Source organism: Pseudoduganella dura, from assembly GCF_009727155.1.
GTDB lineage: Bacteria > Pseudomonadota > Gammaproteobacteria > Burkholderiales > Burkholderiaceae_D > Rugamonas > Rugamonas dura.
In genome coordinates this window covers 5,424,039-5,445,569 of record NZ_WNWM01000002.1, presented here as the reverse complement: position 1 = coordinate 5,445,569, position 21,531 = coordinate 5,424,039, and the positions used below count along the sequence as shown (strand labels likewise).

Sequence of the window (21,531 nt, the reverse complement as noted above, 5' to 3'; positions counted from 1 at the left end):
GGCAATACTGGAGGCCTCCCCCACGTTTCAAAAGGTTTTCGGCATCCATGGCAACCGTTGCACAAGCTACCAGCACTCCCCTCTCCGGTTACAACCACATCGACTCGCTGCTCGGCAACCTGCCGAACTGGAACTACGTCACCCCCGGCACGAACACGCTGTACTACTCGTTCTCGGTGGCGGGCAACCTCGAAACCGGCAGTACCTCGCTGCTGAGCGCGCCGCAGGCCTTCACGGCATCGCAGGCGGCCTTCACGCGCGGCGCCATGTCGTATATCGCCAAGCTCACCGGCATCAAGTTCGTGGAAACGGCCGATGCCGGCCTGGCGCAGGTGCACTTCGCCAACGCCAACCTGGCCGGCTCCGGCACCACGGGGCTGGACAGCAACCGCATCGGCTATTCGTACAACGGCAGCAACGTGGTGACCAAGTTCGTCGCCTCGTCATATGTCTATCTCGACAACGCCGAATGGGCCGGCATGAACGCCAACCTCGCGCCCGGCACGCAGGGGTATGAAACGCTGCTGCACGAACTGGGGCACATGCTGGGCCTGAAGCACCCGTTCGAAGGCGCGATCAAGCTGCCCACGGTCGACAACAACACGTCGCATACGCTGATGTCGTACACGCATACGGGCGGCAACCATTCGACGTTCAGCGAAAACGACATCGCCGCGCTGAAATGGCTGTACGGCGGCGACGGCCTGGCCGGCAACCTCGGCGTCAATTCCACCACCGGCGGACGCTGGCTGGCCGGCACGGCCGCGGCCAATACGCTGACCGGCGGCGCGGCCAACGACATCATCGAAGGCAACGGCGGCAACGACATCCTCAACGGCGGCGCCGGCACCGATACGGCGTTCTACAACGGCGCCCGCGGCGCGTACACGTTCACGCGCACCGGCACCAGCTCGTGGAACGTGTCGGGCGCGGAAGGCAGCGACACGCTGTCGAACATCGAGCTGTTGCGCTTCACGGACGCGACGGTCACGCTGGCCACGGGCGTCGTCACGATGAGCGCGCCCGCCCCCACGGCCGCCTTCGCGCTGCCGGTCACGCAGGAGAAGAGCGCCATGCTGGCCCGTGCCGACGCGCAGGTATCGCCGGCGGCCGACGACATCGGCGTGCAGCTGATCGGCCACCACAAGGCGGCGGAGCTCGACATCGCCTGACCCGCGCCAGCCCGATCACTTGGGTTCTTTGCAACAAAGTGTAATCCCGCCGCCCGCCCCGCGCACGGCGGGATTATGCTATCCGGATAGGCAGGGCACCGCCGATGCGGACCAATGCGGACTAATGCGGACTAATGCGGACTAAACACAAGGAGCACGACAGTGGCCTACGATTCGATTCCCTATCTTCCGCTGCTCGGCGTGGCGGACATGGAAGACGCCGCGCATCTCACGTTCGGGCCGCGCCTGGCCGATGACGGCTATGACAACCAGGCATTGTTCTCCAGCTTCGACCCGAATGCGGGCCGCTTTCCCGTGTTCAGCTTCACCGCCGTCGAAGGCGCGCTGTACACCGTCACCTCCGACAGCTGGTTCGATCCGCGCCACCTGGTCGTGTACGACGCCGAAGGCTATCCGATCGCCCAGGACGACGGCTTCGGCCCCGTCGGCGAGGACGGCCTGAGCTTCGTCGCGCCGTATTCGGGCACCTATTACGTCGACGCGTCGTGGAGCCAGGCCGCGGCGCCGAACGGCCACGTGGAACTGGCGATCCTGGAAGAGCTGGACACGGTGCCCGTGCAGCTGGGCCAGGGCACGCCGAACGACGACGACATCACCGGCACCGCCACCAACGACGCCCTGTACGGTAACGGCGGCTGGGACCTGCTCGAAGGCGCCGGCGGCAACGACCTGCTCGACGGCGGCAGCGGCACCGATACCGCGTGGTACGAAGGCATCCTGTCGGACTACGACGTGATCGTCTCGGGCCACCGCCTGTTCGTCACCGACACCGTCGGGCTGGATGGCAACGACACGCTGGTGAACGTGGAGCGGCTCGACTTCGCCGACGTGGCGCTGGCGTTCGACGTGGACGGCACCGCCGGCGAAGCCTACCGGCTGTACCAGGCGGCGTTCGACCGCGCTCCCGACGAGGAAGGGCTGGGCTTCTGGATCGCCCATCTCGATGCCGGCACGACCCTGCGCAACGTGGCGGAAGGCTTCGTCACGTCCCCCGAATTCCGCAACCTCTATGGCAACAACCCGGACAACGCGACCGTGCTGGCCGGCCTCTACGAACACGTGCTGCACCGTGCGCCCGATGCCGAAGGCCTGTCGTGGTGGCTCAATGTGCTCAATACCGGCCAGGATACCCTCGCCGGTGTGCTGACCGGCTTCAGCGAAAGCCAGGAGAACTACGACCAGCTGATCGGGGTGATGCAGGACGGGATGGCGTACCAGGTGTGGGGCTAGCCGCGGTGGTCCGCCTCTTGCCGCCGGTTGCTGCCTAGCGGGCCCTGAAGCCGGCACCGGTGGCGGCCCAGTAGATGCCGCCATACAGGTGGTGGCGGAACACGGGGTCGCCGTACGTGGCCGGCAGGTGGCCGAGCGCCGTGTAGAACGCGCGGCCGCCGTCGAATTGCTGGTACCAGCTGACCGGGTGGAACGCGCCCATGCCATTTCCCTTTGCCGTCTCCGGGCGGTATGTCGATTCGTCGACGGACAACAGGTAGCGCAGGCCTTTCGATTCCGCTGTGCCGTACTCGTACCATTCCTCTGTCACCAGCGCGCGGGGCGCGAAGCGCTCCATGCCGGGAAAGTTGGCATCCTCCACCTTCAGCACCGCCGACTGCACGGCCGGATGGGTGACGAACATGTGGCCGACCAGCCGGCGGTACCACGGCCAGCCATGCTCGGTATCGGCCGCCGCGTGCACGCCCACGTAGCCGCCGCCGGCGCGGACGTAGCGCTCGAACGCGCGCTGCTGTTCGTCGTCCAGCACGTCGCCGGTCGTGGACAGGAAGACGACGGCCTTGTATTTCGCCAGCTCCCGGTCGTTGAAGACGCGCTTTGCATCCTCGGTCCAGAACACATTGAAATCGTGCAGGCGCCCCAGCTCGCGCACCGCCGCCACGCCCTCGTGGATCGACTCGTGGTGCCACCCCGCCGTGCGCGAGAACACCAGCACATCGAACTGCGCCGCCAGCACCGGCGCGGACGCTACAGAACCCATTGCAACCAGCACTGCTGCAGCAAGCTTCATGTCTCCCCCAGTTAGTTTCTCGAAACCGGGGCGGCGCAGCGATCTGGCAGACCCCGGTTATTGGAAAAATCTATAAATATCAGCGCATGGCAAATACAGCGCAGTTAACAAAATTGCCAAAAACCGGGGTCAGACCCCGGTTTTTGGCAACTAATTTCCTGAAACCGGGGTCTGCCGGATCGCCGTACCGCCCCGGTTTTGAGAAAGATTTTACTTCGGCAAGGCCAGCGTGGTGCGCGCGGTGATGGCGTCGGAGGCGCCGCCGAGGGTGAACTCGACGTTGCCGGCGGTGCGCTGCCACTTGCGGGTTTTCGGGTTCCACACGGACAGGATGCGCGGGTCGACGGTCACGTTGACGGCGCGGCTTTCGCCGGGCTGCAGGGCCACCTTGTCCCACGCGGCCAGGCGGCGCGGAGCTTCCCAGCCGGCGGCCCTGGCGGAAGCCGCAGCGGGGCCGGCATACACCTGCGCCACCGCCTGCCCGGCGCGCTTGCCGGTGTTGGCGACGGTGAACGACAGCACCACCTTGCCGCCATCGTTGCGCGCCTTCAGGTCGCGGTACTCGTACGTGGTGTACGACAGGCCGTGGCCGAACGCGAACAGCGGTTTCTTGCCGGTCTTCTCGAACCACTTGTAGCCGACGGCGGCGCCTTCGATGTTGTAGTTGGTGGTGAAGCGGCCGTCGCGGCTGGTCGGGTCGCCATCGATCTTCGGCCGCGGCAGCTGGGCTTCCGAGGCGGGGAACGTGAAGGCCAGGCGGCCCGATGGATTGACCTCGCCGGTCAGCAGCCGCGCGATCGCCTCGCCGCCCGCCGATCCCGGGAACCACGCGGCCAGTACGGCGCCCACGTCATTCAGCCACGGCATCGTGACGGGGTTGCCCGTCTCCAGCACGACGACGGTGCGCTTGTTGGCACCGGCAACGGCGGCGATCAGCGCATCCTGGTTGTCCGGCAGCGCCATCGACGGCGCATCGAGGCTCTCGGCGGCCCACTGCGTGGCGAACACGATCGCCACGTCGGCCGACGCAGCGGCCTTCGCGGCGGCGGCGGCATCCTTGCCGTCGACATAGGTCACGCGCGCCTTCGTGCGGGAAGCAAGCGCCTTCATCGGCGACGACGGCAGCCAGATGATCGGCCCCGGGAAGCCCTTCGGCCCTTCGCCCTTGACGGCGCTGCCGCCATGCGGATGCACCTGCGCCGCGCCGCCGCCGGAGATCACGGCCTTGTCGGCATGCCCGCCGATGATGACGATCGACTTCACATCGGCAGCCAGCGGCAGCAGGTCGCCGGCGTTCTTCAGCAGCACGCTGCCCTCTTCCGCCACCTGCCGCGTCACCTTCGCATGCGCCGCGAAGTCGATCCTTTCCGGCTCGACCTTCGGCTGCGGCGCATCCATCAGGTTGTTGGCATACATCGCGCGCAGGATGCGGCGCGCCATGTCGTCCAGCCGCTCTTTCGGCACGTGGCCGTTGTCGACCGCTTCCTTCAGCGCGGGGCCGAAGTACATCGACTTGTCGAACGGCCAGCCGGACTGCTGGTCGAGACCGCCGTTGGCGGCCTGCGTGGTCGAGTGCGTGGCGCCCCAGTCGGACATCACGAAGCCTTTATAGCCCCAGTCCTTCTTCAGCACCTGGTTGAGCAGCCAGTCGCTCTCGCACGCGTACACGCCGTTGACCAGGTTGTACGAGCACATCACCGACCCCGGATCGCCCCGCTCGATCGCGATGTGCATGGCCAGCAGGTCGGACATCTGCCCGGCCTGCTCGTCGATCTTCACGTCGATCGTGTTGCGGTTGGTTTCCTGGTCGTTGAACGCGAAGTGCTTGATCGTGCCGACGATGTCGTTCGACTGGTTGCCGCGGATCTGCTCGCCGGTGATCACGCCGGCCAGCAGCGGATCCTCGCCCGCGTACTCGAAGTTGCGGCCATTGCGCGGATCGCGCATCAGGTTCACGGCGCCGCCCAGGATCACGTTGTGGCCGGACAGCCGCGCCTCGCGGCCGATCATCGCGCCCGCCTCGTACGCCAGCTTCGTGTTCCAGCTCGACGCGGTGGCCATCCCTGAAGGCAGCGCCGTGCGTTCGCGCGGCGCCGGCGACGGCTGCGTGGCCACGCCCAGGCCGGCATCGGTCTGCCACTGCGGCGGGATGTTCAGCCGCGGGATGCCCGGCACGTACCCGGCCGTGTACGGAATCGCGTCCTTCGGCGGCTTGACGCCGGCGAATTCGGCGCCGAAGTAGCCGAACACCAGCAGCAGCTTTTCCGCCTGCGTCATCTGCGCCACGGTGTCCTGCGCGCGCTTGTCGGCATCGGCCACACCTGGCGCGGCATGCGCGCCGGCAAAGGCCGCCGCCAGGGCGACAGCCAGTACTTTCTTCATCACCGCCATTACAGTTTCACCGTCACTGGTTTGCCTTCATACACGATTTCCTTGTCGGAGGCGTCGAACGAATCCGCGCTGGAGACGCCCGGCTTCACGAAGTGCACGCGGAAGGTGCGCCTGGCGATCATGCCCTGGTAGCCGTCGCCGCCGCGCTGGCCGATCGTCAGCGTGCCGCTCTTCTCGTTCCACGACAGCGGAATGCGCGAGTACTTGCCGCGCTGGTAATCCTCGCTCACCCCATCGTCCTCGTAGAAGCTGAACTGGCCGTCCGCCCCGGTGTACACCTTCAGCGTGACCGGCGCATCCGGCTTCTCGTCCACGTATTGCGTGACCGGGCCCATCGGCACGATCGAGCCGGCCTTCACGAACAGCGGCATGCGCGTTTCCGGCGCCTGCGCGGTCACCGTGCGGCCGCCCTGCAGGCGCTCGCCGGTATGGTAGTCGTACCACTGCGCGCCCTTCGGCAGGTACACCTTGCGCTCGCGGGCGCCGTACTCGGACACCGGCGCGACCAGGAACGCATGGCCGAACAGGAATTCATCCTTCACGTCCTTCGAGCCCGCGTCGGCCGGGAAGTCCATCACCAGGCCGCGCATGATCGAGCCTTCGTTGAAATACGTGCTCGACGCGGTCGCGTAGATGTACGGCATCAGGCGGTAACGCAGCTTCAGGTACCACACCATCGAGTCGCGCATCGGCGAGCCTTCCGGCGCGATGTTCTGGATCTCGCGCTTGACCACCTCGCCGTGCGAGCGGAACAGCGGCGTGAACGCGCCGAACTGCCACCAGCGCAGGTTCAGCTCGCGCCATTCCTTCAGGTCCTCCGGCTTGATTTCCACCCCGCCGATGCCGCGGTTTTCCTGCGCCGAACCCAGCTCGCCGCTCTGGAAGCGGGTTTCCTGCGCATAGCCGCCGATGTCGTGCGTCCAGTTCGGCATGCCGGACATCGACGAGCTCACGCCGGCCGAGATCTGGTCGTACAGGTTGTTCCAGCGGCCCACCGTGTCGCCGCTCCAGGTGGCCACGTAGTTGCGCTGCGCGCCGGCAAAGCCGGAACGCGACAGGATGAACTGCCGCTTGTTCGGCTGGTCGCGCTTCAGCCCGTCATACAGCGCCTGCGTCTGCACCAGGCTGTACGAGTTGAACGTGATTTCGCCGGGGCCGTAGACGGTCGGGCCGATCAGCTTCTTGAAGTCTTCCAGGCGCGTGTTCGACAGCACGTCCGGCTCGGTATTGTCGAGCCACCACGCGTCGAAGCCCAGGTCCACCAGCTTGGTCTTCATCTGGCGGTAGTAGATGTCGCGCGCTTCCTGCGCGTACGGCGAATAGTGGCTGTTCTTGTAGCCGGGGCCGACCCAGTCCAGCGCGCCATCCTCGACGTTCTTGGTCCACATGTGGCCCTTGGCCTTCAGTTCCCGGTAGTTGTCGGTGTTCTCGTAGAACTTGCCCCATACCGACAGCATGATGCGCGCGTTCATCTTATGAACCTCGTCGACCATGCCCTTCGGGTTCGGGAAGCGCTTCGGATCCCAGTCGTGCGAACCCCAGCCGTTTTCCGGCCAGTAGAACCAGTCCTGCACGATGTTGTCCAGCGGCCAGCCGTTCTGGCGGTAGGTCTTCACGGTGTCGAGCAGCTGGTCCTGCGTTTCGTAGCGCTGGCGCGATTGCCAGAAGCCATAGGCCCACTTCGGCATCAGCGGCTGCGCACCGGTCAGCACGCGGTAGCCGCCGATCACGTTGTCGATGCTGGTGCCGCGCACCACGTAGTAGTTCAGGCCTTCGGCGATCTCCGACGAGAACTGCAGCGAATGGCGCTCGGGCTTGGGCAGCGGGTTGTTGTGCGCCACGTAGACCATGCCGCCTTCCGGCTTCCATTCCAGCTTGAAGTCCACCGGCTTGTTCGCCGCGAAGTTCACTTCGAAGTTGTGGTACCACGGGTTCCAGCCCTGGCGCCACACGTCCATCACCTGCTTGCCGTCGACCGTCAGCGTGGCGTAGTCGGACGAGTAAAGCTTCATCTTGTGCATGCCCGGCTTGTCGCTGGCCAGCTTGCCCTCCCAGACGACCTTGACGTCCTTCAGTTCCTTCAGCGGCTTGAGTTCCTTCGGCCAGAATTCGGCCACGTCCTTCAGGTACTGGTAATTGATGTTGTCTTCGCGGCGCTCGAGCGCCAGCTTGCCGCCGATGTAGTAGCGGGCGGTCAGCGCGCCTTCCTTGCCGGCCGCATCCGTCAGCTTCAGGTCGCGGCCGATCGGGCCGTAGGGACGCGCATCGCCGAAGCGGGTGATGCCGTTGTTGTCCCACAGGATGCCGTAGTTCTTGTCCGAGACGACCAGCGGAATCGCGATATCCATGTTGTGCTGCAGGAGATCGACGTCTTCGCCGTTCAGGTTCATCTGGTTGTTCTGGTGCTGGCCGGTGCCGTAGAACGCATCCTTCGTGCCGAAGTTGAAGCCCTGCTTCACGGCCAGGTATGGCTTGCCGCCGACCGTGACCGGTTTCAGGTCTTCCGCATCCTGCTTCAGGAACACGGCGCCGCCCTTGTCGGCGAACTGCACGCGGCCATCCTTCAGCGATACGGTGGCCACGATCTTCTTCGTCGTGAGCGAAACGCTGTCGCCGCTCTTCTTCACGTCGAACGTGCACGCGCACGGCTTGGCGATCGTCATCAGCGACGGCGTCAATTGCTTGCCGGCCTGGTCCACTTTCACCACGTGGACGATATTGTCGGCCATGACTTCGAGCCGGATTTCCTTCGCCGCGCCGTTGTCGGGTGCGATCGTCACGCCGGTGGCGGTTTGCTGGAACGTGCCGGCCCATGCCGGGGCGCCGGCCGCCACCATCAGGCATGCCAGGCTGACTGCTTTCATTTGCGTCTTGATCATTGATATGTCCCGAGTTTTATTTTGAGTACGAATGGTTTGGCGCCGAAATTCAGACCGTAGTCGGTCTGGTCGCCGTTCCACACGCGTTCCATCACCCATTTGCCCTTGCCATCGTACTGCCCTTCTTCGACACGCGCATACATCGACGGCTTGCCGTCATTGCGGCCGCTCGGGTCGAACTTGATGCGCGCGTTCTGCGCAACGACGATGAATTCATTGTCCGCCACCTGCGCGATGGCCAGGCCGCCATTCGGCTTTTCCGTGCCTTCGATCGGATCGTTCTTCGCCATCGAATCGCCGAACTGGCGCTGGCGGAAGCTGACGGTGGCCTTCCATCCGTTCAGCGCGATTTCCTGCGGCTTGCGGTCGTCGTGCTCGAACACGCCGTGGGTGCGGCCTTCGAAGCCCCATTTCGCCCATTCGCGCATCATCGGCCGGAATGCGCCGTACACCTGGCCGAACGGCGCCGTCATCGTCTTGTCCGTCGCCTTCGCGCCCAGCGGATAGTTGCTGAAGTCGAAGTAGTCGAGGCCGAACGGCGCGAAGCCGATGCCGCCCTTGCCGAACACGGCGAACGCCACGCGGGCGAAGTCTTCCGAATTGCCGATTTCCGGCACGAACAGCGGGTTGTCCTTCGTCAGGAACTGCTCCAGCGTCTTCGCCACCTTGTCGGATTCGTGCAGGTAGATGTCCGGCCCGGCCACGTCGATGTGCGGCGCGGCCGCCTCGTAGATGCCGAGAACATCGTATGTCGGGCCGCCGCTGGCGAAATTGCCCTTCCATGGCGCCAGCGGCTCCACCGGATCGCGCAGCGCGTTGTTGACGAACATCGGCAGGTCGTAGACGGCGCGGCCGGCCCTGGCGATCTGCTCGATGTAGTTGGCCACCGCCCACGTATGGAAGTACTGGTCGGCGTAGTCGCCGTAGACTTCCTTCCACGTGCCGCTGGCCTTCCCTTTGACAGGTGATTTCTGCTTCGCCAGCACTGCGGCCGGTACCGGGCCGCTGAACGCCTTCTGTGCGGCCGGGCTGTGGTCGCGCACCAGGCCGTAGGTGCCCACTTCGTTCTGCACCTGCACCATGATGACGGTCTGCCTGTCGCCATCGATGGCTTTCAGGTGCTTCATGAGCTCCACGAACGCGCGCTTGTCCGCGGCGAGCGTGGCGGTGGCGTGCGGCGAATGGCTGTAGCTGTCCTTGCCATCCTTGTCGACCATGCGCGGGAAGCGCCTGTTGTCGAACTTGACCCACTCCGGCAGGTAGGCCGGTGCGGTGTTCTTCCACGTACCGAACCACAGCAGCACCAGGCGCACGTCCTTCTCGCGCGCCTCCTTCACGAGCGTGTCGACGAAGCTGAAGTCGAAACGCCCTTCGACCGGCTCGACCTGTTCCCACGCGATCGGGATTTCGAGCGTGTTGGCCTGCGCGTCGGCAACGGCGGCCCACACCTTCGGCAGCGCCTTCGGGTAATTGCTGGAATTGTGCGCCTGCGCGCCCAGGATCAGGTACGGCGCGCCGTCGACCATCAGGGCGTGGCGGCCATCCTTCGACACGACGCGCGGCAGCTCGCCGGCGATGGCGCGGGTCGAAACCCCTGCCGCCATCGCCATCGCCACCATGCACGCACCGGCCATCCATGTTTTTTTGAACATCGGGAGAGCGGTTGCTTTCATGGGTTCCTTGTCAGAACGAGTAGTTCAGCTTCGCGGAGTAGCGCGGGCCCGATTTGAACCAGGCGCGCCCCATCATGCCGATGCCCTGCTGCATCAGCTGCTTGTACGTCGAGTCGGTCAGGTTCGAGCCGTCGACGACAACCTGCACGCGCTCGTTGAACTGGTACGACACGGAAGCGTCCAGCTGGCCGTAGTCGTCCGCCCACGTCGGCAGTGCCCAGCCGATGTTGGTGGCGCCGCGCGTGGCGCTGTTCGGATTGGTGTCCGTGCCGTCGCCGCCGCGCGTGCCGTTCACGTTCACGCCCTGCAGGTTCTTCGAGCGCCAGCTCCATGCCGCGCGTGCCGACCACTTGCCGTAGTCGTACAGCAGCGCCAGGTTGTAGGCGTTCTTCGACAGGTATTGCAGCGGCAGGTTGCCGAACGACTGGCCGTTGGTGTCGCAACCGTTCTGGTTCAGGTTGACGTTGGCGGCGTCGTTGCCACCGCTGCAGTAAGCGGTGAACGTGCTGTTGGACAGTTTCGTGTTGCTGTCCACGTACGTGTAGTTGGCCTGCACGCCGAGGCCGGCCCAGGCGCCCGGCAGCTTGTCGAAGTACTGCTGGTAGGCGACCTCGAAGCCGGTGGCCCGGCCGGTGGCGCCGTTCACCGGTGCCGTGACGTTGAAGTTGTACATCTGGCCGTTCACGTCCGGGATCGGGTACTGGTACGTCTGGTTGACGATGATGTCCTTCAGGCGCTTGTGGAACATCGCCATCGTGATCGAGCTCGATTTGCCGAAGTACCACTCGCCCGTGAGGTCCAGCTGGTCCGATTTGATCGGCCGCAGCATCGGATTGCCCTTGCCTTCGCCGGTCTGGTTCACGGCGTTGACGTTGGTGTTGGACGGCCGGTTCGGGAAGATGGTCGTCGTCGTATCCGTCGACTGCGACAGCGTCGTGTAGCCCTGCAGCTGCGAAAAGTCCGGACGGGATATGGCGCGGGCCAGTGCGAAGCGGAACTGCAGGTCGTCGCGGGCCTTCAGGCGCAGGTTCAGGCTCGGCAGCACGTTGCTGTACGAATTGTCGTAGCTCCGCGCGGCCGAGTAGGCCGGGATGTTCGGGATCGGCACGCCGCTCAGCGTCTGTGGCGGATTGACGATGGCGCTGGTATTGTTGAACACCGTGTAGCCGTTGGCATCCATTTCCGTCTTCACGTAGCGCACGCCCACGTTGCCGTCGATCGGCATCTTCAGGTCATCCCAGCCGAAGCGCAGCTGCGTATAGAACGCCTTGGTCTTTTCCGACTGTTCGTTGATGCCGGACGGGTTGTTGCCGAAGGCGGCAGGCGTCCATGCATTGCAGTTCGGCGCGGTACCCGCGCTCGCCGCCGCTTCCCGGCACAGGATCTGGTAGTACTGGTGCAGCGCCGCGTAGCTCTGCGGGAAGCCGGTGGCCACCGACACGTCCGGGAACACCAGGCTGGGCACGCTGGCATTGCCATTGTAGAAGTTGTCGAACGTGTGCAGGTGGGTGTTGCCGGAGAAGCGCGGATCCGACAGGTAGGCCAGGCTGCTGATCGACGTGCCCATCCATGGGGCCGTGACGGCGGCCCAGTGGTAATCGGGATTGGACAGCTCGGTGGTGGCGTCGCGCTTCGTGAAGCGCACGCCGAAGCGCACGTCGCGCAGCACCGGGTTGTCGAACGTGTACTTGGCATCGAGCTTCAGCGCCTTCGACTCGGATTCGCTCCGGTCCAGGTGTTCCTGCGTGAAGTTCCAGTAGTATTTGCTAGGGTCGGCCAGGTAGGCGCGCTGGGCATCGTTGAAGATCAGGTTCGGCCGGCTGCCGGTCAGATCGAGCGTCTCGCTCTGCATCTTGATCGCGGTCGCCACGGTAGAGTCGAAGCCGTTGCTCTTCGCCTTGATGCGCTGCAGGTCGCCGGTCAGCGTCCAGCTGTCGGTCGGGCGCCATTCCACGTTCCACGAGATGTCGGTTGTGTCGGACTTGCGGTTGGCGATACGGGTATCGGCGCCGAAGTCGATGCCGCCATCCTGCGGCGACGTGAAGGTGCCGGTCAGGAACTGGCCGTTGGCGCCGTACGTGGCATCCCGGCTGACCTGGAAGTTGTAGGGATTGGATGCGGCGAAGATCGCGTTTTCATCCCATTGCATCTCGTACTTCGACTTGAAGAACGTCAGGTGGGAGCGCAGGTTGGCATCCTTCTTCCACTGCAGCGCGCCGTACAGGCCCTGGCGTTCGCGGTTGAAGTTCAGCGTGCGCCACTGCGCGCCTTTCGGGATCCAGACGGTCCTGCCATCGACGATATTGTCGCGCGGGTAGTACGGCTCGACCTGGAACCCGTCGGTGCGGGTGCCGCTCTCGGAGTGCGCCAGGTCGATCAGCAGGCCCACTTCGCCGATCCCCGTCTTCCAGCGGTCCGACAGCAGGAGCGATGCGGAAGGCGACCATTTGCCGCCCTTCAGTTCCGAGTACGTGGTGGAGGCCGACAGCGCGACCTTGCGGCCCTTGAAGTCGAACGGCAGCGCGGTGCGCAGGTTCACCAGGCCGCCGATGCCGCCTTCGATCTGCTCGGCGGACGGGTTCTTGTAGATGTCCACGCCGGCCATCAGCTCGGGCGGCACGTCCTCGAAGTTCAGCGAGCGGCCGCCGTTGGCCGAGAACGAGTCGCGGCCGTTCAGTTCCGAGCGCACCCACGACAGGCCGCGGATCGATACGCCGGAGCCTTCGACGGAGTAGTGTTCCGGATCGCTGCGCGACATCGTGCGGTCGATCGTCACGCCGACCACGCGCTGCAGCACCTCGGTGACGGATTTGTCGGGCAGCTTGCCGATATCGGCGGCCACGATCGAATCGACGATCTCGTCCGAGTTCTGCTTGATCTTCTGGGCGTTTTCCAGCGACGCGCGCTGGCCCGTCACCACGACCGTGGCGGGGGTGGCGCTATCGGCCGTCTGCGCGTGCGCCGCGCCGGCCAGGAACGCGATCTGTGCTGCTGCCAGCGCGATCGCCGTGAGTTTGAGTTGGTTCACCTGCGTCTCCTTGAAAAATAAAATCTTTGGGCTTCGGGTCCGGCCGGGGGGGCCGGCAACATGGCAGCTCAGCGCAGGTCCGCGCCCAGTTCCCTTGCCTCACCCTGGTTCAGTTTCAGCATTACGGTCTTCGCACCCGCGCGCACTTGCACGGTGCCGGCCCCGTTGCCCGGTCTTGCCCTGATGGTGGCCGACGTCAGCTGCCCGTCGCGCCACGCGATGTCCACTTCATAGCCGCCCCGCGCGCGCAGGCCCGCCACTTTTCCGCTGCGCCACGCGGCCGGCAGGGCCGGCAGCAGGTGCAGCGCGCCGTCGTGCGATTGCAGCAGCATCTCGCAGATCGCCGCGGTGGTGCCGAAATTGCCGTCGATCTGGAACGGCGGGTGCGCGTCCAGCAGGTTCGGATACATGCCGCCGGCCGTGTTTTCCTCGGTGCCGGGCTTGTGCTCGACGGCCCGTGCGCCCGGCGTCGCGATCACGCCGCGCAGCATCGCATGGGCCCTGTCGCCGTCGCCCAGCCGGGCCCAGAACGCGGCCTTCCAGGCCATCGACCAGCCGGTGCCGGCGTCGCCACGCGCGGCCAGCGACACGCGCGCCGCTTCGGCCAGCTTCGGCGAACGCTGCGGCGTGATCTGGCGGCCCGGGAACACGCCGAACAGGTGCGACACGTGGCGGTGATTATCAGACGGCGTATCGAGCACCGGGTCCTTTTTCTCTTCCATCCATTCGAGCAGCTGGCCCCAGCTGCCGACTTTCGGCGCGGCCAGGCGGTCGCGCGCAGCCGCGACCTGGCGGGCAAATGCCGCGTCGGTGCCCAGCTCGCGCGCGGCGTCGACGGTATTCTGGAACAGGTCCCACACGATCTGCTGGTCGTACGACACGCCATCCTCGACCGGGCCGTGTTCCGGCGACCAGCCGTTCGGCGCCACGAGCTTTCCATCTGGCAGCTCCTTCAGGTAGTCGAGCCAGAACTGGCTCACTTCCTTCAGCAGCGGGTAGGCGGTCTTTTTCAGGAAAGCCCTGTTGCGCGTGAACGCGTAGTGTTCCCAGAAGTGCTGCGCATACCAGGCGTTGGCCGTCTTGTTCCACTTCCACTGCATGTAGCCGAACGGGTTCGTTTCGGTACGAACCGTCCAGCCGCGCACCGGCTTGCCGTCCTTGCGCAGGAAGGTTTCGACGACCTGCCCATCCTCGGCGTCGCGCGACGGGTTCGCCGCGCTCTCGGCCACCAGCCGGCGGTACGACGGCACCATCGATTCGACGAAGCCGAACAGCGGTTCCGCCAGCTCGGACAGGTTGGCCGTTTCCGCCGGCCAGTAGTTCATCTGGATATTGATGTTGGTGTGGTAATCCGCATTCCAAGGCGGCGTGAGGCTGTTGTTCCACAGGCCCTGCAGGTTGGCCGGCAGCGGGCCGCGCGAGCTGCCGATCAGCAGGTAGCGGCCGTACTGGAACACCTGCGCTTCCAGTTCCGGATCGTTGCCCTCTTTCGTGTAGACCACCAGGCGGCGGTCTGTCGTCAATGCCCGGCGCTCCTCCGCGACCTTGCCGTCCCATCCCGTGTCGACGTCGAGTTTCAACCGGCCGAACAGGCTTATGAAATCGTTTTCGTGTTCGCCCTGCAAAACGCTCCACGGCCGTGCCGCCGAGCGTGTCACCTGGCCGGACACGCGGGCCAGCGGGTGTGTGCCCTGGAAAGCGGCGGCACCATCGCGCGCGTAGCTGGTGCCGGCGCCGAGGACGAGCGTGATCGCATCGGCGTTCTCGAAGCGCACGGCATCGCCTTCCATCGTCACCTTGCCGCCTTCGTTGACGACCTGCACCTGCGCGGCGTAGTCCATCGCGTTCGATGTCAGCGGCTGCTGCGCCGGCGTCCACTGATTGCCCCGCTCGCGCGGTACCACGAAGCCTGCCAGCGAGCCGGTGGCGCGGATGCGGTTGCCGTAGGCGTTGACGTGCGCGCCATGCTGGTCGGTCAGCCGCACCACGCCGCTATAGGCGCCGGGCCGGTCCGCGGTGAGGCGCACCACGATCACGTCCGCCGGGTGGCTGGCGATCGTTTCGCGCTGGTAGCGCACGCCGTTGTGCACGTAGGTCACCTTGTGCAGGCCGCGCGACAGGTCGAGCGTGCGCGCGTAGTCCGTGGCGGCGGCGTGGCCCGGCAGGTCGACGAACAGGTCGCCGAACGGCTGGAACGCGCCCATCGATTTCGCATCGCCCGTCCACAAGGTGATGTCGTTGAACTGCAGGTGCTCGCGGCCGGGCTGGCCGAACACCATCGCGCCGATGCGGCCATTGCCGACCGGCAGCGCCTCGCGTTCCCAGCCGTCCGCCGTGTCGGCGGCCGGGCGGTCGTAGCGCAGCACCAGGTCGGGCGCGGCCTGGGCCGCCGATGCCGCCCACAGCACCGCCGTGAAGACTGTCCGGATCATTGCGCGATCTCCCCGTAGACGATGCCGCGGCCGGCAGTGCTCATGTAGACGCGGCCGTACACGTTCATGTCGCCGCTGATGAAACGCCCGTCGCCCGGGCCGCCGTACTGGTGCGCGTCGTCGTTGATGCGCACCCAGCCGCGGCCCTCGTCCGTCGAACGCCAGATGCCGCGCAGGCCGTCCACCGTGCCCCACAGGTAGACCGCGGGATAGCCGCCTTCCCTTTCGGCCTTGCCGAAGCCGACCGCGCCGGCATACGTCACGTCCTTCGATATCGCGAAGGTGGCGCCCGCATCCGTCGAGCGGGCCAGTCCGCCGTCCTTCAGCGCGACCCACACGTCGCCGGCACGGCCCGGCACGGCGCGCACGACGTCCGAACCATCCCTGGGCAGTTGCGCCGTGGTGCCGAACGTGCGGCCGGCATCGGTGCTGACGAGGAAGGCGCCGCCCTGGTAGGCATAGAAGCGCTTCGCATCGACCGTGTCGGCCACCGGGCGCGCGCCTTCGATGCCTTTCGCGGGCGACCAGGTGTCGCCGTCGTCCATCGAAATGAAAGTCACGCGCGACTCACCCTTGCCGAGCTCGGGGCTGTGCAGCAACACCTTGCCGTCCGCCGACAGCGCCAGCTGGCCCTTGGTGCCGTTCATGCCGCGCGCCTTGCGCCACGTGGCGCCGCCGTCGCGCGTCACGTAGATCGATTTTCCCGCCCGTGCCAGCACCTGGGGCTGCGCGCCGGCGGAGGCCAGGCCGAACGTGGTGCCCATCTGCGGCTCGTGGATGCGGCCATACTGCTTCAGATCCGTGTGCACGAACCCGTCGTAGTCGCCGATGGTCGACACCAGCGGCGCGCCGGCGCGGCTGACGAGGCCCAGCGGCACCGTTTCCTCGATGCCCCTGACATCGAAGCGCCAGACCGTCGGCACGGCATCCAGGTTCGACGACTTGAAGACGCCGTTGCCGGACGTGACCCACGCGGTGCGCGCGTCGAAAGGATCGAAGGCGATGGTGCTGGCCCAGTGGATCGCATGGCCCTTGACCCATGCCACGCCGGCGCGGTCCATCCCGAAGCCGCGCGCGACCAGGTCCGTCCACGTGGCGCCGCCGTCGGTGGACAGGAACAGGCGGTCGCCCTTGGCGTCCCCTTTGTTCTTCCCCTGCGGCGCATAAAGGCTGATCGTGGAAGCGAGCAGGCGGCGCGGATCGTTGCGGTCGATGCTGATGCCCGAGTACGCGGCCGGCATGCCCGGCTTCGGCGTCACGTCCTGGCCGGAGCGGGCGGCGATGCCGTACTTGCGCACGGCGCCCTTGTCCATCGGCTCGGCGCCGCGCGGGTGCGGGCCGGCGCCGTTGGCGAACGTCACGTACAGGTGGCCGGCGCCGTCGAGCGCGGCGCGCTGCGGCATCAGGCCGTCCGGCGTGGCATCCATCGGCGTGAAGGTCGCGCCGCCGTCGTCGCTGCGGAACAAATTCGTGCCGGGACGCGACACGCCGACGAACAGGCGCTGCGCGGTGCCGGCGGCGCCCTCTTTCACGCTGGCCGGATCGGGCACCACGAAGGCGATGCCGGCGCCGTTCGGCGTGCTTGTCACGTCCAGTCCCGGCAGGCGTTTCCACGTGGCGCCGAAGTCGTCGCTGCGGAACAGGCCATCGGCGCGCGTGCCCACGTACAGCACGTTGCCGGCACCGGGGTCGACGGCCAGCCGTTCGCCGTTGTTGCGGCCCGCGCCATTGCCGTGGGTCTTGAATTGCGCGGTCACGTCGGTCACCGCGAACGTCTTGCCGTAGTCGTGCGAGCGCAGGACCGCCGTGCGGCCGCCGTTGTGGTAGGCGATGCCGGCCAGCAGGTAGACCTTCGACGCGTCGCGCGGGTCGCTGGCCAGCGAGTCCACGCCCAGCAGGCCGGTCTGGTCTTCGGACACCCAGTCCAGCAACGGCACCCACCTGTCGCCTGTCCATCGATAGGCGCCGCCGACATCGGTGCGGGCATACACCATGCCCTGCTCGGCCGCGCTCGGCAGCACCGCCGACACGAAGCCGCCGCCGCCGATCGCCACGCTGTCCCACGTGTAGCCGGTCAGCAGCGGCTGCAGGATCGGGTCCATCGCCTTGCCCCAGATTTCGTAGCCGCGCGCGTTCGGGTGCAGCAGGTCCGGCATGATGTCCTTCGACAGCGTGCCCGCCTCGTCGAGGAAGGCGCTGCCGATGTCGGCGAAGAACACGCGGCGGTTGTCGGCGAACTTCGCGATGCGTTCGTTGATCGCGGTGTTGATGCGGCGCGACCGGCTGTCCGCCGCGTCGCGCGGGAACACGCCCAGCAGCAGGATCTTCGCGCGCGGCACGCGCCCCTGCAGCTCGTCGATGACGCGGCGCAGCCCGGCCGCCGTGGTGGCCGGGTCTTCCTGCCGGCTGCCGGTGTTGTTGGTGCCGGCCATCAGCACCACCACCTTCGGGTCGATGCCGTCGACTTCGCCGTGCTGCAGGCGGTACAGGATGTTCTCGGTGCGGTCGCCGCCGAAGCCCAGGTTGATGGGGTTGTAGCGGGCATAGCGCCGCGCGAATTCGTCCTTGCCGTCCTTCGCCCAGCCCTCGGTGATCGAATCGCCGAGGAACACCAGCTGGGGCGGCGTACCGGCGGCGCGGCGTTCCGCGTTGTCCTTCACCTTCTGTTCGTGCCGCGCCATCCACCAGTCGATGGCCCACGATTCGTTCAGCGGTTCGGGCGTGACGGACTGCGTTCTGTAGTCCGGGCAGGCCGTGTTCGGCGTGCCCGATTTCAGGATGCGCACGTTGGCGACAGCCACCTCGCCCTGCCCCGTCGCTTCCACTGAAAACGGTTTCATGACCGTTTCAAAAAAATCGCCGTCGCGGTAGAAACACGCCAGGGCGATCGAAACCGGCTTCCAGCCCTGCCCCGCAGCGGCGCGGCCGGCCAGCACGTACGGCACCTTGCGCTCGCAGCCTTCGCCGCAATCGAGCTTGAAGTCGATGCCGCCCTTGCCCAGTTCGCGCACGTTCAGGTCGAACGCGACGACGCCGCTGGCCAGGTACGGGCGCAGGTCCTGCTTCGCGCCCTGGAAACGCAGGCTGGCATACCAGGTGTCGCGCCATGCGAGCGTGACGGCATCGCGGCCCGCGACCTTGCCGTTGCTGCCGCGCACGAAGGCGTTCGGCAGCTTGGCGTTCTTCGGCACGACCGTGCCGGCGCCGGCCAGCGGCACCGCGCTGTCCGGATCGGCGACCAGCACCTGCCAGCCGGCGCCCGGACCGTTCTTGAAGAGCGAGAGCTGGCCGGGCGCGGCCGCGCCGGCCGCCGCCGCGTATGCGGAAGCGCCCGCCAGCAGTGATGCCAGCAACAGCGGCTGAAGGGATTGGCGCATGTCGTCTCGTCGTTATGGTTATTGCAGCGATTCTGGACGTGGACGGTAACACACATCAATTACGAAATTCACCAGCGTGGTGAACGAAATTTCACGTTTGCAGCGATACCCGGTAGACCGTGGTTTGCCGGTACACCTGCCCGGGGCGCAGAATCACGGCAGCCGCGCTTTTATGGTTCAGCTGGTCGGGGTAGGCGCCGGCTTCCAGGCAAAAGCCGTCGTGTCGCGAATATGTCACATCGTTGCGGCCGCGGATGCCTGTCAGGCCATTGCCGCTGTAAAACTGCAGGCCCGCCTCGGTGGTCGACACGTCCAGCTGGCGCCCGGAACCGGGATCGACGACGCACGCCACATTGCGCAGGCGCCGCGGCTCGCGGGGGTCCGATGGCAGGCAATAGCAGTGATCGAAGCCGCCGGCCATGCCGATCTGCGGTTCGGGCCAGCGCATGCGCGGTCCGATCGCGGCCGGCTGGCGGAAGTCGAACGGCGTGCCGGCCACGCTGGCGCGGCGCACCGGGATGCCGACCGCGTCGGTGACGAGGTAATCGTCGGCGTCGATGCGCAGCATGTGGTCGCCCACGTCGGCGCTGCCGCCGTTCAGGTTGAAGCACGGATGCGACGTGAGGTTGACCGGCGTGGGCGCGTCGCACGTGGCCTGGTATTCGATCGACAGGCTGCCGTCGTCGTCGAGCTGGTAGAACACCTGCACGGCCAGCGTGCCGGGAAAGCCGCCCTGCCCGTCCGGCGAGACATACGACAGCGCCAGCCCGCCGTGCGCCAGCTCGCCCTCCCAGTGCGCCGCATGGAAGCCGGCTTCGCCGCCATGCAGCAGGTTGCCGCGATCGTTGACGTCGGCCTGCACCACCCGGCCGTCGAGCATGAAGCGGCCGTGCGCGATGCGGTTGGCCCAGCGGCCGATGATCGCGCCGAACCAGGCGTTATGCAGCTTGCCGTTCAGGCGCAGCTGCTCGTGGTCCGGGTAGCCGAGCAGGATGTCGGCCATGCGGCCGTAGCGGTCCGGCGCCAGCCAGGAAACCAGCGCCGCGCCGCGCTCGCTGATCGTCACGCGCATGCCGAACGCGTTCGTCAGCGTGAATTGCCGGGCCGTGGCGCTGGAGGCGGCGATCATGGGCATGATCTTCATCCCTGCAGGTCGCCGGCCGCCTCGGCGCCGCGCTGGCGTTCCTGCCAGGCGCGCGGCGTGCAGCCGAGCTCCCGCTTGAACACGGAGTGCATGTACTGGCTGGACGTGAAGCCGCAGCGGATCGCCACGTCCGTCAGGTTGCAGCCGCCGCGCGCCAGGTAGCCGGTGGCCGCTTCCAGGCGCAGCCGGAGGATCTCGTCATGCACGCTGCGGCCCAGCTCCGCGCGGAAGTGCGCCTCCAGCGACGAGCGCGAAATGCCCACGTATTCGGCCACCTGGTCGGTCTTGATGCCCTGGCACGCGTACTGGCGGATGAAATGGCGCGCGCGCATCACGTGCGGGTGCTTGCCCGCTTCGTGTTTGCTGGAGGCGAGCACGTTGATGCCCGATGGCGGCACCAGGATGCGTGTATCGGGCAGGCGCACGCCATGCAGCATCTGGTCCAGCAGGTGCGCCGCGGTGCGGCCCATCTCCTGCGCGCCCTGGATCACGGAACTCATCGGAATGCGCGTGAGCATGCGCGCCAGCGGATCGTTGTCGATGCCGATCACGGCCACCTGCTCGGGCACTTCGATGCCGGCCAGCGCGCAGGCCTGCATCAGCTGGCGCGCCCGCGCATCCGTCACGGCGATGATGCCGACCGGCTTGGGCAGGCTGTGCAGCCAGGCGATCTGCTGCTCCACCGCTTCGCTCCAGTGCTGCGCGCTGGTGGCGCGGCCGCGGTAGATCTCGGGCTGCAGCTTGTCGCGCAGCAGCAGCCTGCTGTACGCCTTTTCTCGCTCCTGGGCCCAGCGGTTTTCCTGCGCCTCGGGCAGGCTGAAACAGGCGATGTTGCGCAGGCCGGCCTCGATCAGGTGGTCGTAGGCGAGCTTGATCAGCTTGAAATTGTCGGTCGCCACGTACGGCACGCCGGCCGGGTAGTCGGCCTGGTTCTCGTACGATCCGCCGACGGCCACCAGCGGCACGCGCGCCGAGGCGAGCGCGCTGGCAACGTGCGGATCGTCGAAGTCGGCGATGATGCCGTCGCCCTGCCAGCCGTCGATGCCGGACAGGCGCAGCCGGAAGTCCTCTTCCAGGAACAGGTCCCACGCGGTGCGGGTGCTGGCCAGGTAGCCGGCGATGCCGGTGATGACTTCACGGTCGAAAATCTTGTTGGCGTTGAAAAGCAGCGCGATGCGATGCGTTCTCAGCATGTTGTCTGTCTCCCCGTGCTCGGTTGTGGACGCCATTATTGTTGTGGTCGAGGCGCAGCGAGCGAATCGTAGCATTTTGATCACAGCGTGTGCCAGCTGCAATTGTGAAAATCACCGGGCAGTATTGCGTTTCTTGACAACGTTTGCAAGCCCGGTGAACGAATCGCGATAACCGGCGCCCGGGCTATCCGGCGCATTCTT

11 protein-coding genes are annotated in these 21,531 nt (G+C 66.4%); 2 read left to right on the top strand and 9 right to left on the bottom strand.

The features are described 5' to 3' along the window. Positions 1 to 47 precede the first annotated feature (47 nt). Positions 48 to 1,172: a reprolysin-like metallopeptidase gene (locus GJV26_RS30340; protein ID WP_155711157.1), complete on the top strand. Its 1,125-nt coding sequence runs from the start codon at positions 48 to 50 to the stop codon at positions 1,170 to 1,172. 162 nt (positions 1,173 to 1,334) lie between these two features. After that, positions 1,335 to 2,423, top strand: a complete 1,089-nt coding sequence (locus GJV26_RS23830) for a DUF4214 domain-containing protein (RefSeq protein WP_155711156.1) — start codon at positions 1,335 to 1,337, stop codon at positions 2,421 to 2,423. Between the two features lie 34 nt (positions 2,424 to 2,457). On the opposite strand, the gene GJV26_RS23825 is transcribed toward GJV26_RS23830, so the two are convergent. From GJV26_RS23825 to GJV26_RS23785, 9 genes are all read right to left on the bottom strand, one after another. After that, complete coding sequence (locus tag GJV26_RS23825; RefSeq protein WP_155711155.1) at positions 2,458 to 3,213, bottom strand: ThuA domain-containing protein; 756 nt, start codon at positions 3,211 to 3,213, stop codon at positions 2,458 to 2,460. Between the two features lie 210 nt (positions 3,214 to 3,423). Next, a complete protein-coding gene (locus tag GJV26_RS23820) occupies positions 3,424 to 5,595 on the bottom strand; it encodes a beta-glucosidase family protein (RefSeq protein WP_155711154.1) in 2,172 nt (723 codons plus the stop codon). An 8-nt stretch (positions 5,596 to 5,603) separates the two neighbouring features. Further along, positions 5,604 to 8,468 (bottom strand): glycoside hydrolase family 31 protein, encoded by a 2,865-nt coding sequence (locus GJV26_RS23815; protein ID WP_155711153.1) that lies wholly within the window; start codon positions 8,466 to 8,468, stop codon positions 5,604 to 5,606. Between the two features lie 11 nt (positions 8,469 to 8,479). Next, a complete protein-coding gene (locus GJV26_RS23810) occupies positions 8,480 to 10,156 on the bottom strand; it encodes a DUF5597 domain-containing protein (protein WP_229419413.1) in 1,677 nt (558 codons plus the stop codon). Positions 10,157 to 10,166: 10 nt separating this feature from the next. Further along, positions 10,167 to 13,184, bottom strand: a complete 3,018-nt coding sequence (locus GJV26_RS23805; RefSeq protein WP_189441674.1) for a TonB-dependent receptor — start codon at positions 13,182 to 13,184, stop codon at positions 10,167 to 10,169. Positions 13,185 to 13,252: 68 nt separating this feature from the next. After that, positions 13,253 to 15,616, bottom strand: coding sequence for a glycoside hydrolase family 95 protein (locus GJV26_RS23800; protein WP_155711151.1), 2,364 nt, complete (start codon positions 15,614 to 15,616; stop codon positions 13,253 to 13,255). Further along, entirely contained in the window at positions 15,613 to 18,993 is a 3,381-nt protein-coding gene (locus GJV26_RS23795) for a GDSL-type esterase/lipase family protein (protein WP_155711150.1), read from the bottom strand. Before GJV26_RS23795 ends, GJV26_RS23800 begins: the two co-directional genes overlap by 4 nt. Before the next feature lie 91 nt (positions 18,994 to 19,084). After that, a complete protein-coding gene (locus tag GJV26_RS23790; protein WP_155711149.1) occupies positions 19,085 to 20,137 on the bottom strand; it encodes an aldose epimerase family protein in 1,053 nt (350 codons plus the stop codon). Beyond that, complete coding sequence (locus GJV26_RS23785; RefSeq protein ID WP_155711148.1) at positions 20,134 to 21,330, bottom strand: XylR family transcriptional regulator; 1,197 nt, start codon at positions 21,328 to 21,330, stop codon at positions 20,134 to 20,136. The genes GJV26_RS23790 and GJV26_RS23785 overlap by 4 nt, the downstream gene beginning before the upstream one ends. Positions 21,331 to 21,531: the final 201 nt, after the last annotated feature.

What these genes read in the sequence shown, in the direction of transcription:
- GJV26_RS30340 (WP_155711157.1), top strand. Translation starts at nt 48, where the DNA reads ATGGCAACCGTTGCACAAGCTACCAGCACTCCCCTCTCCGGTTACAAC.
- GJV26_RS23825 (WP_155711155.1), bottom strand. Translation starts at nt 3,213, where the DNA reads ATGAAGCTTGCTGCAGCAGTGCTGGTTGCAATGGGTTCTGTAGCGTCC.
- GJV26_RS23820 (WP_155711154.1), bottom strand. Translation starts at nt 5,595, where the DNA reads ATGAAGAAAGTACTGGCTGTCGCCCTGGCGGCGGCCTTTGCCGGCGCG.
- GJV26_RS23815 (WP_155711153.1), bottom strand. Translation starts at nt 8,468, where the DNA reads ATGAAAGCAGTCAGCCTGGCATGCCTGATGGTGGCGGCCGGCGCCCCG.
- GJV26_RS23810 (WP_229419413.1), bottom strand. Translation starts at nt 10,156, where the DNA reads ATGAAAGCAACCGCTCTCCCGATGTTCAAAAAAACATGGATGGCCGGT.
- GJV26_RS23800 (WP_155711151.1), bottom strand. Translation starts at nt 15,616, where the DNA reads ATGATCCGGACAGTCTTCACGGCGGTGCTGTGGGCGGCATCGGCGGCC.
- GJV26_RS23795 (WP_155711150.1), bottom strand. Translation starts at nt 18,993, where the DNA reads ATGCGCCAATCCCTTCAGCCGCTGTTGCTGGCATCACTGCTGGCGGGC.
- GJV26_RS23790 (WP_155711149.1), bottom strand. Translation starts at nt 20,137, where the DNA reads ATGAAGATCATGCCCATGATCGCCGCCTCCAGCGCCACGGCCCGGCAA.
- GJV26_RS23785 (WP_155711148.1), bottom strand. Translation starts at nt 21,330, where the DNA reads ATGCTGAGAACGCATCGCATCGCGCTGCTTTTCAACGCCAACAAGATT.